Source organism: Dolichospermum sp. UHCC 0406, assembly GCF_009712025.1.
In the GTDB taxonomy this organism is placed as follows: Bacteria; Cyanobacteriota; Cyanobacteriia; order Cyanobacteriales; family Nostocaceae; genus Dolichospermum; species Dolichospermum lemmermannii.
Window position 1 is genome coordinate 302510 of the sequence record NZ_VILA01000002.1, and the last position, 15913, is coordinate 318422.

Annotated in this window: 17 protein-coding genes and 1 pseudogene; 13 read left to right on the plus strand and 5 right to left on the minus strand. The window is 41.2% G+C overall.

Features of this window, described 5'->3' with window-relative positions:
- Nucleotides 1-157: 157 nt before the first annotated feature.
- The 12 genes from rpsL to FJR09_RS03805 all read left to right on the plus strand — a co-directional run bounded on the left by rpsL (nt 158) and on the right by FJR09_RS03805 (nt 11609).
- On the plus strand, nt 158-541 hold the full coding sequence (gene rpsL, locus FJR09_RS03760; protein WP_015078104.1) for a 30S ribosomal protein S12: 384 nt from the start codon (nt 158-160) through the stop codon (nt 539-541).
- A 381-nt stretch (nt 542-922) separates the two neighbouring features.
- Complete coding sequence (rpsG, locus tag FJR09_RS03765; protein WP_015078103.1) at nt 923-1393, plus strand: 30S ribosomal protein S7; 471 nt, start codon at nt 923-925, stop codon at nt 1391-1393.
- Between the two features lie 178 nt (nt 1394-1571).
- Nucleotides 1572-3650, plus strand: coding sequence for an elongation factor G (gene fusA / locus FJR09_RS03770; RefSeq protein WP_015078102.1), 2079 nt, complete (start codon nt 1572-1574; stop codon nt 3648-3650).
- A 22-nt stretch (nt 3651-3672) separates the two neighbouring features.
- Entirely contained in the window at nt 3673-4902 is a 1230-nt protein-coding gene (gene tuf, locus FJR09_RS03775) for an elongation factor Tu (protein WP_168652788.1), read from the plus strand.
- Nucleotides 4903-5066: 164 nt separating this feature from the next.
- The gene (rpsJ, locus tag FJR09_RS03780; RefSeq protein WP_015078100.1) at nt 5067-5384 is read left to right on the plus strand and encodes a 30S ribosomal protein S10; all 318 of its coding nucleotides are present in this window, start codon (nt 5067-5069) and stop codon (nt 5382-5384) included.
- Complete coding sequence (locus FJR09_RS24940; RefSeq protein ID WP_233467030.1) at nt 5368-5520, plus strand: hypothetical protein; 153 nt, start codon at nt 5368-5370, stop codon at nt 5518-5520. The genes rpsJ and FJR09_RS24940 overlap by 17 nt, the downstream gene beginning before the upstream one ends.
- A complete protein-coding gene (locus FJR09_RS25735) occupies nt 5489-5611 on the plus strand; it encodes a hypothetical protein (RefSeq protein ID WP_256370234.1) in 123 nt (40 codons plus the stop codon). Before FJR09_RS24940 ends, FJR09_RS25735 begins: the two co-directional genes overlap by 32 nt.
- Entirely contained in the window at nt 5553-5687 is a 135-nt protein-coding gene (locus tag FJR09_RS25740; RefSeq protein ID WP_256370235.1) for a hypothetical protein, read from the plus strand. The genes FJR09_RS25735 and FJR09_RS25740 overlap by 59 nt, the downstream gene beginning before the upstream one ends.
- A gap of 100 nt (nt 5688-5787) precedes the next feature.
- Nucleotides 5788-6438: an LON peptidase substrate-binding domain-containing protein gene (locus FJR09_RS03790; RefSeq protein WP_015078098.1), complete on the plus strand. Its 651-nt coding sequence runs from the start codon at nt 5788-5790 to the stop codon at nt 6436-6438.
- Nucleotides 6439-6551: 113 nt separating this feature from the next.
- Nucleotides 6552-8621, plus strand: coding sequence for a prolyl oligopeptidase family protein (locus tag FJR09_RS03795; protein ID WP_168654016.1), 2070 nt, complete (start codon nt 6552-6554; stop codon nt 8619-8621).
- A 225-nt stretch (nt 8622-8846) separates the two neighbouring features.
- On the plus strand, nt 8847-10916 hold the full coding sequence (locus FJR09_RS03800; RefSeq protein WP_168653024.1) for an ATP-binding protein: 2070 nt from the start codon (nt 8847-8849) through the stop codon (nt 10914-10916).
- Nucleotides 10917-11282: 366 nt separating this feature from the next.
- Nucleotides 11283-11609 (plus strand): RNA-binding protein, encoded by a 327-nt coding sequence (locus FJR09_RS03805; protein WP_015078095.1) that lies wholly within the window; start codon nt 11283-11285, stop codon nt 11607-11609.
- A 48-nt stretch (nt 11610-11657) separates the two neighbouring features.
- Here the strand turns inward: FJR09_RS03805 and FJR09_RS03810 are convergent.
- Together FJR09_RS03810 and FJR09_RS03815 are read right to left on the minus strand one after the other, a co-directional pair.
- Nucleotides 11658-11819: pseudogene (locus FJR09_RS03810) on the minus strand (Uma2 family endonuclease); the annotation flags it as partial.
- Nucleotides 11820-11822: 3 nt separating this feature from the next.
- Complete coding sequence (locus FJR09_RS03815; protein WP_015078094.1) at nt 11823-12584, minus strand: Uma2 family endonuclease; 762 nt, start codon at nt 12582-12584, stop codon at nt 11823-11825.
- A 312-nt stretch (nt 12585-12896) separates the two neighbouring features.
- On the opposite strand from FJR09_RS03815, the gene FJR09_RS24550 reads away from it, so the two are divergent.
- A complete protein-coding gene (locus tag FJR09_RS24550; RefSeq protein WP_015078093.1) occupies nt 12897-13055 on the plus strand; it encodes a hypothetical protein in 159 nt (52 codons plus the stop codon).
- Nucleotides 13056-13635: 580 nt separating this feature from the next.
- On the opposite strand, the gene FJR09_RS03820 is transcribed toward FJR09_RS24550, so the two are convergent.
- The 3 genes from FJR09_RS03820 to FJR09_RS03830 form a co-directional block, all read right to left on the minus strand.
- Entirely contained in the window at nt 13636-15342 is a 1707-nt protein-coding gene (locus FJR09_RS03820) for a diflavin flavoprotein (RefSeq protein ID WP_041458170.1), read from the minus strand.
- 133 nt (nt 15343-15475) lie between these two features.
- On the minus strand, nt 15476-15703 hold the full coding sequence (locus FJR09_RS03825; RefSeq protein ID WP_015078091.1) for a DUF433 domain-containing protein: 228 nt from the start codon (nt 15701-15703) through the stop codon (nt 15476-15478).
- Nucleotides 15704-15720: 17 nt separating this feature from the next.
- A complete protein-coding gene (locus tag FJR09_RS03830; protein WP_158310490.1) occupies nt 15721-15858 on the minus strand; it encodes a hypothetical protein in 138 nt (45 codons plus the stop codon).
- Between the last annotated feature and the right edge of the window lie 55 nt (nt 15859-15913).

The window sequence follows — 15913 nt, forward strand, 5'->3', positions numbered from 1 at the left end:
TCCCCAACTTCCCCAACTTCCTCTACTCCCCCAACTTCCTCTACTCCCCCAACTTCCCTGTTCCCTCCCAAAAATGATTGACAGAAAATCAAAAAAAAAGATATAATCAGGATTTGTTAAAACTTAGATCATAAAGCAGCTTCACGCGCTGTAACTCATGCCAACAATACAGCAGCTAATACGTAGTGAGCGCGAACTAGCGCGTCAAAAAACCAAGTCCCCTGCTCTGAAGCAATGCCCGCAACGGCGAGGCGTTTGCACCAGAGTATACACAACTACACCTAAAAAGCCTAACTCAGCACTCCGCAAGGTAGCCAGGGTAAGACTTACCTCTGGATTTGAAGTAACAGCTTACATCCCAGGTATCGGTCATAACTTACAAGAACACTCCGTAGTTATGATTCGTGGTGGTCGGGTCAAAGACTTGCCCGGAGTTAGATACCACATTATTCGTGGCACATTAGATACAGCCGGAGTTAAAGACCGCAAACAAGGCCGTTCCAAATATGGAACTAAGCTCCCAAAAGCAGGTAAAAAATAGGTAAGCGGCGGTTAATCGCGTTAAATACGGTTAATCGTCCTACCTGCAAACTGCGTAATAAACCAGCAGTAACGAATTTTTTTTCAGAAAATCAAACTGGATCTGGCATAAAAACAAGTTGTATGAGTTTGGAGAAGATAATCTTGTAAACGATAACAGCACTTTAATCTAAATTTTAAAGCTGATTACGTTGTCGTCTTCTGTGTCTGGTAGCAGATAATAAGTGAATTAATTCAGCCTCCTCTCAACTGATAGCGATAGCATGGCTCAAGCCATAAAGGAAAACACAGGAAAAATCAGCGGCTAATTAAACCGCTTTTAGTCTCCTGTGTTCTGATAGCATATAATTTCGTGGTCAAATTCCGTATTCAAGGATGAAGTATGTCTCGTCGTGGTGTTAGTCAAAGGCGCACAGTCCCGCCTGACTCAGTGTATAATAGTCGCCTTATCAGCATGATGATGCGCCGGATCATGCGTCATGGCAAAAAATCAATTGCCGCAAGAATAGTTTATGACGCTTTGAAAACTATTGAAGAACGTACTGGTGGAAGTCCATTAGAAACTTTTGAAAAAGCGGTGCGTAATGCGACACCATTGGTAGAAGTTAAAGCTCGCCGCGTTGGTGGAGCAACTTACCAAGTACCAATGGAAGTGCGTACAGATCGCGGTACTACTCTAGCATTGCGGTGGTTAGTTCAGTATTCTCGCCAACGTCCAGGTAGAACCATGGCCGGAAGATTGGCTAATGAATTAATGGATGCAGCGAATGAAACTGGTAGTGCTATTCGTAAGCGCGAAGAAACACATCGGATGGCGGAAGCGAACAAAGCGTTTGCACATTATCGTTACTAACTAGAAAAACGATATATCGTCTTCTCGTGTGCGGTATATCGTAGAATTTATAGCTAATGCCCAAAAAGGCAACTGCCTAGCTAGGCTAACAAAAAAAGACGGTTTTCCGTAAAAGTATAGAATCTTAACAAAGAGTAATATACAAGATATCATGAGGCGACAACCTTAGGAGGTAACTGTGGCACGCACGAACCCGCTAGAGAAAGTACGCAATATCGGTATTGCGGCGCATATAGATGCGGGCAAAACAACGACAACAGAGAGAATATTATTTTACTCTGGGATCATTCATAAAATTGGCGAAGTTCACGAAGGAACAGCCGTTACAGACTGGATGGAACAAGAACGGGAGCGGGGAATTACCATCACTGCTGCTGCCATTAGTACCAGTTGGAATGATCATCAAATTAACATTATTGATACTCCCGGTCACGTGGACTTCACCATTGAAGTTGAGCGTTCCATGCGAGTATTAGATGGTGTAATCGCTGTATTTTGTTCCGTAGGTGGTGTTCAACCCCAATCAGAAACAGTATGGCGACAAGCAGACCGCTATAAAGTCCCTCGCATTGCCTTTATTAACAAGATGGATCGCACCGGTGCGAACTTCTATAGAGTGCATGACCAAATGGTCGATCGCTTGCGAGCTAATGCGATCGCTATTCAACTGCCTATCGGTAGTGAAACTGAATTTAAGGGGATTATTGACTTGGTGAAAATGTGTGCATATATGTACACAAACGACCAAGGAACTGATATCCAAACAGTAGAAATTCCCGCTGGACTAGCCGAAAAAGCCGCCGAATACCGCATCAAGTTGGTAGAAGCAGTATCAGAAACTAGTGATGTGCTGATGAATAAGTACTTCGAGGGCGAAGAACTGACAGAAGCAGAAATCTGTACTGCCCTCCGCAAAGGAACAATTGCTGGAACAATAGTCCCAGTGCTTTGCGGTTCAGCCTTTAAGAACAAAGGCGTGCAATTGATGTTGGATGCGGTGATAGATTATCTACCATCACCACTGGAAGTGCCACCAATTCAAGGCACACTGCTCAACGGTGATCCCGTAGAACGTCATGCTGATGATAACGAACCATTATCAGCGTTGGCATTTAAGATTATGGCTGATCCTTACGGTCGCCTCACCTTCGTTCGTGTTTATTCTGGTGTGCTGAAGAAAGGTAGTTACGTTCTTAACGTCAGCAAGAATAAAAAAGAACGGATCTCTCGGTTAGTGCTGATGAAAGCAGATGACCGACAAGACGTAGATGAACTACGGGCGGGTGACTTGGGTGCTGCTTTGGGATTGAAAGATACTTTGACAGGTGATACCCTTTGTGATGAAGGTTTCCCAGTAATTCTGGAATCCCTATTTATTCCTGAACCTGTGATCTCGGTAGCGGTTGAACCCAAAACCAAGAACGACATGGATAAGCTTTCCAAAGCGCTGCAATCTTTGAGTGAAGAAGACCCCACCTTCCGTGTGCGTGTTGATCCAGAAACCAACCAAACCGTGATTGCGGGCATGGGAGAATTGCACCTAGAAATTCTTGTAGATCGGATGTTACGGGAATTTAAAGTAGAAGCAAACGTTGGTGCGCCCCAAGTGGCTTACCGCGAAACCATCCGCAAAGCCGTCGAAAAAATTGATGGTAAATTTATTCGCCAAAGTGGTGGTAAGGGTCAGTACGGTCACGTAGTGATCAACTTAGAACCAGGTGAACCAGGCACAGGTTTTGTATTTGTTTCTAAAATTGTCGGTGGGATTGTTCCCAAAGAGTACGTAGGACCTGCGGAACAGGGCATGAAAGAATGTTGTGAATCTGGTATTTTAGCCGGATATCCACTCATTGATGTCAAAGCTACCTTGATACATGGTTCTTATCACGACGTAGACTCTTCAGAAATGGCTTTCAAAATTGCCGGTTCTATGGCAATGAAAGAAGCGGCATCAAAAGCCTCTCCTGTCATTTTAGAGCCGATGATGAAAGTTGAAGTTGAAGTACCTGAAGACTATATCGGCAACGTGATTGGTGACTTAATCTCCCGCAGAGGACAGATTGAAAGCCAAAGCACTGATAATGGGCTGGCGAAGGTGGTATCGAAAGTTCCACTGGCAACCATGTTTGGTTATGCTACTGATATCCGGTCGAAAACCCAAGGTCGGGGTATCTTTACGATGGAATTTAGTACCTACGAAGAGGTGCCTCGCAGCGTAGCTGAGGGAATCATCTCAAAAAGTAAAGGGAACGCTTAATTAAAAAAGGAAACGATTATTCATGGCACGCGCAAAGTTTGAAAGAACTAAACCTCACGTTAATATCGGTACTGTTGGTCACGTTGACCACGGCAAAACTACTTTAACAGCAGCTATTACCATGACCTTGGCCGCTAATGGTCAAGCGGTGGGTAAAGGTTACGACCAAATTGATAATGCACCAGAAGAAAAAGCTCGGGGTATTACAATCAATACCGCTCACGTTGAGTATGAAACCACTGCTCGTCACTATGCTCACGTAGATTGCCCTGGACACGCTGACTATGTGAAAAACATGATCACAGGTGCAGCGCAAATGGATGGAGGCATCCTCGTAGTTGCGGCTACGGATGGTCCCATGCCCCAAACCCGTGAACACATCCTCTTGGCAAAACAAGTCGGTGTTCCTAGTCTGGTCGTGTTCTTGAACAAACAAGACATGATGGACGATGAAGAGTTGATGGAATTGGTAGAAATGGAACTGCGGGAATTGCTGACCACTTATGATTTCCCCGGTGATGATATTCCCATTATCAAGGGTTCGGGTCTGAAAGCTCTGGAAGCAATGATTGCTAATCCCAAAACTCAGCGCGGTGAAAATGAGTGGGTAGACAAAATCTATGAGTTGATGGATGCTGTAGATGCTTCTATTCCTACTCCTGAAAGGGATGTGGATAAACCATTCTTGATGGCTGTGGAAGATGTGTTCACCATCACAGGTCGTGGGACTGTGGCTACTGGACGGATCGAACGCGGTGTCGTTAAGGTTGGCGATACAGTTGAGCTAATTGGCATCAGAGATACCAAGACTACCGCAGTCACTGGGATTGAAATGTTCAAGAAGAGCCTTGATCAAGGTATGGCTGGGGATAATGCAGGTGTACTACTGCGTGGTCTCAAAAAAGAAGACATTGAGCGGGGTATGGTAATTGCCAAACCTGGTACAATTAAACCTCACACTGATTTTGAAGGCGAAGTTTACGTTTTAACTGAGAAAGAAGGTGGACGGAAAACACCATTTTTCTCCGGTTATCGTCCTCAGTTCTATGTGCGGACAACTGATGTAACTGGTACAATCAAAGCCTTTACTTCTGATGAAGGTGCAGATGTGGAAATGGTTATGCCTGGCGATCGCATCAAGGTAACAGTAGAATTGATTAACGCGATCGCTATTGAAGAAGGTATGCGCTTCGCTATTCGTGAAGGTGGCCGGACTATCGGTGCTGGCGTTGTCGCTAAAATCTTGAAATAACACTCACCTTTTTGCTCTTATTCAAAAGGAGTAGAGATGAATTATATAATCTCTGCTCCTTTCTATTCCCATAAACAATTTTAAATTTCAGATTTGCGATGAAATTTAACATCTAAAAATCTAAAATCTAAAGTCTAAAATTTACCGAACCTGGAAAACTAAAAATGGCAACTCTACAGCAGCAGAAGATTAGAATTCGTTTAAAGGCATTTGACCGCCGTTTATTAGATACATCTTGCGAGAAGATTGTTGAAACAGCTAACCGTACCAACGCTACAGCTATCGGACCAATTCCTTTACCCACAAAACGCAAGATATATTGCGTACTGCGATCGCCTCACGTAGATAAAGACTCCCGCGAACACTTTGAAACCCGCACCCATCGCCGGATTATTGACATTTACCAGCCTTCTTCTAAAACTATTGATGCACTCATGAAGCTAGATTTACCTTCTGGTGTAGATATTGAAGTCAAATTGTAAATTTGTCATTTGTCAGTGGTCAGTAGGGGCGAAGCATTTGGAAGATAAATTATCGGTCATTGCCAAAAATAGTTCTCCAAATGCTTCGCCCGTACAGTTGTTAGTTGTTAGTAGGGGCGAAGCATTTGGAAGATAAATTATCGGTCATTGCCAAAAATAGTTCTCCAAATGCTTCGCCCGTACAGTTGTCAGTTGTCAGTAGTGAAGGAAAAACAACGAACAACTGACAACGAACAACTGACCACTGACAACGAACAACTGACAATTAGCTCTGAGAAAATTTATCTCAGGGCTTTTTATTAGCTATAAAACATCATGATAAAATATGAATAAAGTACAGAGAAAGTAGGCAAGAATATAATATTTTAAGACTACAATTTATACTTAACTAACAATACTAACAATGACATCTTCTTCTAAAATCGCAGTGCGTGAACTACCTCTATTCCCATTACCAGAAGTGGTTCTATTTCCGACCAGACCATTACCTCTACATATCTTTGAATTTCGCTACAGAATCATGATGAATACGATTTTGGAGAGCGATCGCCGATTTGGGGTATTGATGATTGATCCCACAAAGGGGACAATTGCTAATGTGGGTTGTTGTGCGGAAATTCTGCATTATCAACGGCTACCTGATGACAGAATCAAGCTATTAGCTTTAGGACAGCAAAGATTTCGGGTTTTAGAATATGTCCGCGAAAAGCCCTATCGCGTCGGTTTGGTAGAATGGATTGAAGATCAACCCCCAGCTAAAGATTTACGTCCTTTAGCATCTGAGGTAGAACAACTGTTGCGGGATGTTGTGCGTCTTTCTGCCAAGTTAACAGAACAAGAGATTGAACTACCAAATGATTTACCAGATTTACCCACAGAACTATCTTATTGGATAGCTAGTAATCTCTATGGTGTCGCTCCCGAACAGCAAGCATTATTAGAAATACAGGATACAGTTGCTCGTTTAGAACGAGAAGCGGAAATTCTCACTTCTACTCGTAATCATTTAGCAGCGCGTTCTGTACTTAAAGATACGTTTAATGAAATGGAATAAAGGAAAACGTTACTTAATCTTTAAAGATCCCCGACTTCTCTAAGAAGTCGGGGATCTGAATCTGGTAATTGATTGCTATAGGATAGAGATAACAGTCCATCTATCCTGAATCTATGTCTAACTCTAAACAACCCCTGACCTATCCCACCATTAGCAAAAGTGATCAAATAGATAATTATCACGGAACTGTGGTTGCAGACCCTTACCGCGCCTTAGAAGACCCGGATACGGAAGAAACAAAGGCTTGGGTAGAAGCCCAAAATCAAGTTACTTTTAGCTACTTAAATGAAATTCCTGCTAGGGAAAAAATAAAACAGCGTCTCACCAAACTTTGGGATTATGAAAAATATGGAACTCCCTTTAAAGAAGGTGAAAGTTACTTTTATTTCAAAAATGATGGACTGCAAAATCAAAGTGTTCTCTACACTCTCCCAACCTTAGAATCAGAACCAAGAGTATTACTTGACCCTAATCAACTTTCAGAAGATGGTACAGTTGCCCTTTCAGGAATTGCTATCAGTGAAAATGGTCAACTTTTAGCTTATGGTTTATCTAGTTCTGGTTCAGATTGGCAAGAATGGAAAGTGAGAGATATTGCCACAGGTGAAGATCTACAAGATCATTTACAATGGATTAAATTTTCTGGTGCTGCTTGGACTCATGATCATCAAGGTTTTTTCTACAGTCGTTATGATGAACCAAATGAAAAAACCAAATTAGAAGATGTAAATTATTACCAAAAATTATATTATCACAAACTTGGTACACAGCAATCAGAAGATATTTTAATTTATCATCGTTCTGATGAAAAAGAATGGGGTTTTGGTGGTAACGTCACCGAAGATGGCAAATATTTGATAATTTCAATCTGGCTAGGAACTGACTCCAAAAACTTAGTTTTTTATCAAGATTTAACAAATCTAAATTCTGAAATTATCGAACTAATTAACCAATTTACAGCCGATTATAGCTTTATTAATAATGATGATCATATTTTCTACTTTCGCACAGATTTAAATGCCCCAAAAGGCAGAGTTATTGCCATTGATACTAAAAAACCAACTTCAGAAAATTGTCAGGAAATTATTCCTCAAGCTGTAGAAACATTAGAAAGTGTTGGTATTCTGAATAATCAATTTGTCGCTGATTATCTGCAAGATGCCCATAGCCAAATCAAGATATTTGATCTCAAAGGGAATTTTATTCGAGAAGTAGAATTACCCGGAATTGGTTCAGCAAGTGGATTTAGTGGTAAACGCCATGATCCAGAAACATTTTATAGTTTCACCAGCTTTACTACTCCCGGAACTATTTACCGTTACGACATGAAAACGGGTAAAAGTGAAATTTTCCGGCAGCCAAAAGTAGATTTCAATGCTGATGAATATGAGACAAAACAGGTTTTTTATGAAAGTAAAGATGGTACAAAAGTGCCAATGTTTATTACCCAGAAAAAAGGAATTAAATTAGATGGCAATAATCCCACTTATCTCTATGGATATGGTGGTTTTAATATCTCATTAACACCAAGTTTTTCTGTGAGTTTATTAATATGGCTAGAAATGGGGGGAGTGTATGCTGTTCCTAATTTGCGGGGTGGTGGTGAATATGGGGAAGAATGGCATCAAGCAGGAATGAAACTGCAAAAGCAAAACGTTTTTGATGATTTTATTACTGCTGCTGAATGGTTAATTGCTAATAATTACACTAAACCTGCAAAACTAGCAATTGGTGGAGGTAGTAACGGCGGTTTATTGGTGGGTGCTTGTATGACTCAACGCCCTGATTTGTTTGGTGCAGCCTTACCCGCAGTGGGTGTTATGGATATGTTGCGTTTCCATAAATTTACTATTGGTTGGGCTTGGGTAGCTGAATATGGTTCTTCAGAAAATGCGGCAGAATTTACAAATTTGTATGCTTATTCACCTTTGCATAATTTGAAGATGGGAACAGCTTATCCGCCAACTTTAATTATTACCGCAGATCATGATGATCGTGTAGTTCCTGCCCATAGTTTTAAATTTGCTGCGGCTTTACAAGCAGCCCATAATGGTAATGCACCCGTATTAATTAGAATTGAAATAAAAGCAGGACATGGTGCAGGTAAACCGACAGCAAAAATTATTGAAGAAGCAGCAGATAAGTGGGGTTTTTTGGTACGCGTTTTGGCGATTGATGTTTAACTTATTGGTAGATAAATTTCCGATAATTTTCAGTTACTGCACACACAATACTTGTTTAAACCTGCGTCTTTAATGCTTTCACNATATATATATATATATATATATATGAGTGCATAGTATGAGTTAATATTTTGGTAAAATTTTACCTAGCGCGAATTTTGGGTTCAATGCTACTCTTACTTCGTGACTGCAAAATGAATCAAAAAAGCACTGAAAAGAAAAACTATGGCTCAAGCCCATTACCAAATCCTGTTTTTAGAAGATTCCCCAGTAGATAGGGTATTATATAGCCGCTTTTTAAGTCAGGATACGTTGGCTACATATGAGATAACTGAGGCTAAATCAGGATTAGAAGGATTAACCAAACTAGCGGAAAGCCAGCCAGATTTAATTCTTCTAGACCATCAACTGCAAGATATGAATGGGTTGGAATTTCTCAACCAGTTGCAGCTACAACTCAGTAGTCCACATATTCCAGTGATTATTTTAACAGGAACAGGAGACGAAAAGATTGCTGTGCAAGCAATGAAGAACGGTGTTCAGGACTACATTGTTAAGGATAAAATCACTCCCCAAGGGTTGTGCCGCGCCATTCATGAGGTATTAGAGAAAACCCGCATGATGAAGAATATGCAAGCCCTTTATATTCCCCTCCAGCAAGCAGAATTATATCAAGATTTGCAAAAACTCAATGCCTCTTTAGAGAAAAAGGTACAGAAACTGACTGAGGAACTAGCAGTTAGTGAAAGTAAATATCGCGCTATCTTCAACCAAAGATTTCAATTTACAGGGCTACTTGACCTAGAAGGGATGGTATTGGAACTCAACCAAGCATCTTTGGAATTTACTGGGTTGCAAATGGCAGATTTGATCAACCGTCCCATTTGGGAAGTTTATGGTTGGCAAATTTCCCAGGCAACTCAGGATCAGTTAAAGCACGCGATCGCTCGTGCTGCCCAAGGTGACTTTATTTCCTCCCAAGTAGAAGTACAGGGAATAGATAATCAAATCCTCACCATAGATTTCTCCATCGGACCCCTAAGAAATAATGCCGGTGAAGTAGTTATGCTGATTTCAGAGGGACGGGATATTACTGAAGCAAAGCTTAATGAAGCTAAATGCAAGCAAGCAGAAGCCACTTTAAAATTTCAAGCCCAGATCCTCGAAGAAATTCACGATGCTGTCATTACTACTGATATCAATGGCATTATTCAAAGTTGGAATCTCGGTGCAGAGAACTATTATGGGTATACAGCAGCGGAAATGATTGGGCAGAGTGTGAGCATTCTCTACGTAGATCCAGTTGAACTCGAAACAAACGTGATACTACCCCTATTGGCAAAGGGTCGTCATGAGGTAGAGGTGGCTACCTGTCGCTCAAAATCAGGAGATATCCTTTATATCAACTTGCGGCTTTCGGTCATCCGGGACAACCATGGCAACATTACCCATATAGTTGGCTGCTCCCATGACATCACTAAACAGCAAGCTGCAATTAAAGAGCGGAATGATATATTAAAACAAGAACAAGCTGCTCGCAAACAAGTAGAAGCTGCTAACCGCATCAAAGATGAATTTTTGGCGGTTGTATCCCACGAATTGCGGACACCACTGAACTCTATACTCGGTTGGGCTAGTTTACTCAAAAAAGGTAAATTAAAGCCAGAAGAAACGGATGAAGCTCTAAGTATTATTGAGCGTAATGCCAAATTACAGGTTTACTTAATTAATGATTTGCTCGATATGTCCCGGATTTTTCAGGGTAAAGGGACAATGAAAGTCTCTTCAGTTAATCTTGCTACTATAATTTCAGCAGTTTCAGAAACACTGTTTTTAGCACCCAAAACTAAAAAAATTCAGATTCAAACTATTATTGCAGCAAATATTGGTCTAGTTGCTGGTGATCCAGTCCGATTGCAACAAATCGTGTGGAATTTGTTGTCCAACGCTGTCAAATTTACACCTCATGGTGGGCAAATAGAAGTGAGGCTAGAGTGCGTTGGCTTTGATGCTCAAATTACAGTCAGTGACACAGGTAAAGGAATCAGCCCAGAATTTTTACCATACATATTTGATTACTTTCGTCAAGAAGATAGCTCAACTACTAGAGAATTCGGTGGCTTGGGGTTGGGGTTGGCAATTGCCCGTAATTTAGCAGAACTGCATGGTGGCACTATTCAAGCTGATAGTTCTGGTCTGGGACAGGGAGCTACTTTCACCTTTAGACTACCGTTAATGAATGCTAACTCAGAAAATGCTGATTATCCTCAGCCACAAGATGGATATTTAGCTTAACCGAATCAAACTTAAACTAATTGGTAGTAAATGTATTACCCGGCAAAGCATTATTTTTTCTGTCAATGAACAACTAAGAATTAGTTAATGCTTCCAAAAGTGGATATAAATTGAATTATTGCGGCTGAAGTGCGAGAAATAGGGGGAAATTTCCAATATTGACTGCTCATAAACAACAAATATGACTTTTTACAACATTTTTTTAACTTCTTTCCACAATTATCATTTTTTGTGTAATCATTAGAAAGTGGGAATTAATTCGGCGGTAATGTTTGTGGTTAGTATTGACAGGCTTTCCCTTTTGGTATTTACAGACTTTTCTCCGAAATCTAAATCTCTACATTCTTATGATTTTGGAAATATTCTATGTCAATTTACGTGGGTAACCTCTCTTACGAAGTTACACAAGAGGCTCTCAGTGCTGTTTTTGCAGACTATGGTGCTGTAAAACGTGTTCAACTTCCTACTGACCGTGAGACAGGCCGCTTGCGCGGCTTCGGTTTTGTGGAAATGGGTACTGAAGCTGAAGAACAGGCCGCTATTGATGCCCTTGATGGTGCTGAATGGATGGGTCGTCTTCTGAAAGTGAACAAGGCCAAACCCAAGGAAGATAGAGGTCCTGGTGGTGGTGGTAGTCGCGGTGGCTACGGCGGCGGCGGTGGTAACCGTGGCGGCGGCGGCGGTCGCTATTAAGCTGAATTTCGCTAAGATCTTTTAGTTATTCAATGCTGAAAAAATTACCTATTCCCTTCGCGGGGTGGGTAATTTTTTTGATCGTAAAACCTCTTCTCCAGAAAGTACAGCCGGAAGTTGGACAATTTCTACAGGTTTTCCTAGTCGGTAGATTTCCACTTGTTGATTTTGGGGGTTAATTAACCAACCCAAACGCAAACCATTATCTATCAATTAGCCTTCTTCATCATCACCAAAATCAGGTTCAACACCAAGAGCGCGTAATTGTGCTGCTAATCTTTCTGCACGTCTTCTTTCTCGCTCCCCTTGTTTTCTTTCCCGTTCTGCCGGTGTGAGAACCCAGTTACCTGAAGCATCATACCAGCGTAACCACTGCCGTTCAATGCCTTGATAGACACCTTGCCACAGTCCCAAACCTAGTTCAATATCATTTAGCCATACACGCAGTTGATTGATTTCCAATTCAGCATAACTACTTCCCTGTAACTGAAATGCTCTTAACTGGTCAGTGTAACGGTCAAAAACTAGATAATAGGGTACTCTTAAAACTCGTTCGTAAACTTCCCATTTAGTTGGAGGTTGACTAGCATCTCGTAAGGTTCTCCCTAAATCTTCTTTTTCTGTTCCTGGTGAAATAAATTCTACCACTACAAAAGGATTAACGCCTTCTTGCCAAACCACATAACTAAGCCGTAGTTCTTTTTGTGCATACAACCTAGGGACATCAACTACCGCAAACCAGTCAGGGCGTTTATACCATAATGGATGATGAACATCGTAGTAAAGATTTAAGTCTGTGGCGATAAATACCTGATTTTCCGGGAACTTTGAAGGACAAAAAGTTTCCCGTAATAACTGCGGTTGTAAAAGATGAAATTCGTCTGGCAAACCGGCTTCCTCTGGATCTTCGCTAGGTAAATCATACATTGTCGGTAGGAATTCCTGAGCAGAACGCGGTGGGTCTGTTTGATACATAACGGCTGCAAAAAAGAAATGTCAATTTCACTATCAATACCTTGTCCATTTTCTGTAGGTTAGGTTAAGCGACAGCGCAACCCAACAAATGCGTTGGGTTTCATGCTTCAACCCAACCTACAAATCTTGTTTAGAAAAAATTTTAGTGCATCATAATTTGGCACATCGAATAAAAAAATTACCTGTTCAATTTTGATTAATTTAAGCTATACTATTCAGTAGTGTAAATTCATATCTATATTTACACTGAACACCCCAAACAACTATAATGTTGAATGAGGTGAAATTAAATATAAAAAGGAGCAACATCAGATGTCTTACGTTTTATGTGTTGTTCTGGCTTTGCTTATTTTGGCTTTGCTTTCTCTGGCTTTTATCTCCAGCAAGACTGCCGAAATTGCAAATTCAGGCGTTTTAATGTTCCGTTCAATTGAGCATATCTTAGAGCGATGGATTAATCGCAATAAGTAATAGGTACGTTTAAGTAGGTGATACTACTATTGTATGTTCTTCTGTATCAAAGTTAACCTTACTAAGGGCGCACTTCTCTTATATAGGGGGTCTGCCCTTTTTTTTATTTAAACATTTGACGCATCATGTAAACCAATATAACAAGAATATAATAATCTGTCAAGCGCAAAATATAAAATATTGTTCTCGTTCCTAGTCTCTGACTAGGAATGCAGTTGATGAGGCTCTGCCTCAAGTACCAGCACAAAATGGGGTAAAATGGCTTGTATTCTGGGATTGGAGGCAGAGCCTCCTGGTAGGCATTCCCAGCCGGAGTCTGGGAACGAGGGATATATTTTTTATTTTCTTAAATATCGCATTTACGTCACCTTTGTCCAAACTCCAAAAATGTGATGCTTGGGGAGAGGGATGCGATCGCTTGTAAATGGTAAACTCCAAGAGTGCGATGCCTGCGACAAGGGAAAACTCTTACCTTTGCGCCTTTGCGTGTTAGCGAAGCGGGGCGAAGCCTGGCAGACTTATATTTTAACTAAACAAGAAAATCAAAAAATATTTAGGTGGGCAATGCCCACCCTACTGTTTAATAATAACTGGCGGATTTGCGATAATGTACTGCTGTGACACCATCTTGATTTAAGACCTTACCATCATCAACAGTGGCATAAACTAACCAATGATCACCAGATTCCATCCGACTTTGGACAGAACATTCCAAATACGCTAAAGCACCATTGAGAATAATCCCGCCATTATTGGCTTCTTGAGTGTCCAAACCGGCAAATCTATCTTGTCCAGGGGCGTAAACTTTCATAAATTGCTTACGAATTTCTTTCCCTTCCGCCAAAATATTGACTACAAATTTGTTATTTGTATAGGATAAGGATTCCATAGCTCGTTCTTTAGCTACCGCAATGGTTAAACCAGGAGGATTAAAACTGGCTTGTGTTACCCAAGATGCTAACATTCCCGTTTTAACATCACCTTGGCTTGCTGTAACCACACATATAGAACCAACAATCCGCCCTACAGCTTGTTCGACATTACTTGCAGGTTGTTTAGCGACAACTGATTTTTTCGCGGCGCGTTTCAATGCTTGGGCGAAATCAGTTCCCGCTTCTTCGCAGGTTTGCAAGGTAACTTCATTGGGTTTGAATTTAACGCGAATGGTGTCAAATCCAAATCTGTATCCTGCGTCTTTGAGTTTGCTTTCAATTAAATCAACGGCTTCTCCACTCCAGCCAAAAGAACCAAATACGCCGGCTAATTTATTGTTAGTTGCGGTAGAAAGGACAATTCCTAATGCTGTTTGCACGGGTGTGGGTGCGTGTCCTCCTAAGGTGGGAGAACCTATGACGAAACCGGCGGATTTTTCAATTGCGGCTTTGATTTCTTCAGGTTCGGTAAATTCGCAGTTAATGGCTTCGACATTGACACCGGCTTTGGTGATGCCGCGAGCGATCGCCTGTGCTAAAGTTGCAGTATTGCCATAGGCTGAGGCATAAATCAAAGCCACTGTCATATCAGCGGAAGTTTGCTGTTTAGTCCATTCCCGATAGCCTTTGGTAATATCAATTAAACCATAGCGGACAATTGGACCATGACCAGTAGCATACATTCGCACCGGCAAATCTGCTAATTTTTCTAAAGCTGTTTCGATTTGTCTGGCGTGAGGTGCCATTAAACAGTCAAAATAATAGCGTCTGTCTTCGTTAAATACTTCCCAACCTTCATCAAAAACTTGATCTGAGCAAATATGCGCTCCAAATAGTTTATCAGAAAACAAGATTTCTGTTTGCCGGTCCCATGTACAAAGTTCGTCAGCGTAACGGGGGTTAGGTGTGGGAATAAATTGTAAATGATGTCCTTTTCCTAAATCTAGGGTATCTTCTCCCCGCATGACCAAAATTTGTAAATCGTCTTTTTCCAAAGCCGCGCGTAAATTTATCGCCCCTGGGTTAGAACAAACAAAGGTAATTTGGGGGGCGATTTCCAGTAATGCTTTTAACGTTGCAGCGCGGTTGGGGTTAATGTGACCTAAAATTACATAGTCGAGTTTTTTGACATCGAACCGCTGTTGTAAGGCTTGGAGGTAAATTTCGGTAAAAGTTTCGCCAGGGGGGTCAAGCAGGGCATTTTTATCGCCTTGGATGAGATAAGAATTAGCTGTTGTTCCCTTAGCTAAAGCATATTCAATTTCAAATCTTAGTCTTGCCCAACTGCGCGATCGCAATACGATTGTATCTGTCCCAATGGGCAATATTTGTACGTCACGGGGTTTAGTGGTCATTGGTGATTGGTGATTGGTATGAATTATGTTTCGCGCAAAGGCACAAAGGAGCAAAGGCGCAAAGGTTAAGATTTTTAATTTTCCAATTTTAGAGGGAACGGGGCATATTTTCATCAACGAGGAAGTTCAAAATTTACGCTCCCAATGCAGTGACTTGGGTGTATTTAACTAGATCAGCAGCGTAACTGAGAGCAGCTTCAACTTGATTTTTACTGAGTTCGTATTCTTGCATGACTTCTTCCTTGCTCATACCACCAGCAAGAGAGCCAATAATAATAGAAATAGGAACGCGGGTTTCGGTAATAACAGGTGTACCGTGGTGGATACCACTATCTACGCTAATATGCGGTGCAATTTCCATATATACCTTTCTCTTTGCTATTTTTTCATTGTGCCTGGAAATCTAGCTAAAGCATATTCAATTTCAAATCTTAATCTGGACCAACTGCGCGATCGCAATACGATAGTATCTGTACCAATGGGCAATATTTGCACGTCACGGGGTTTAGTGGTCATTTGTCAGTTGTCAGTTGTTCGTTGTACGGAATTTTCTTTCCCTGTTCCCTGTTCC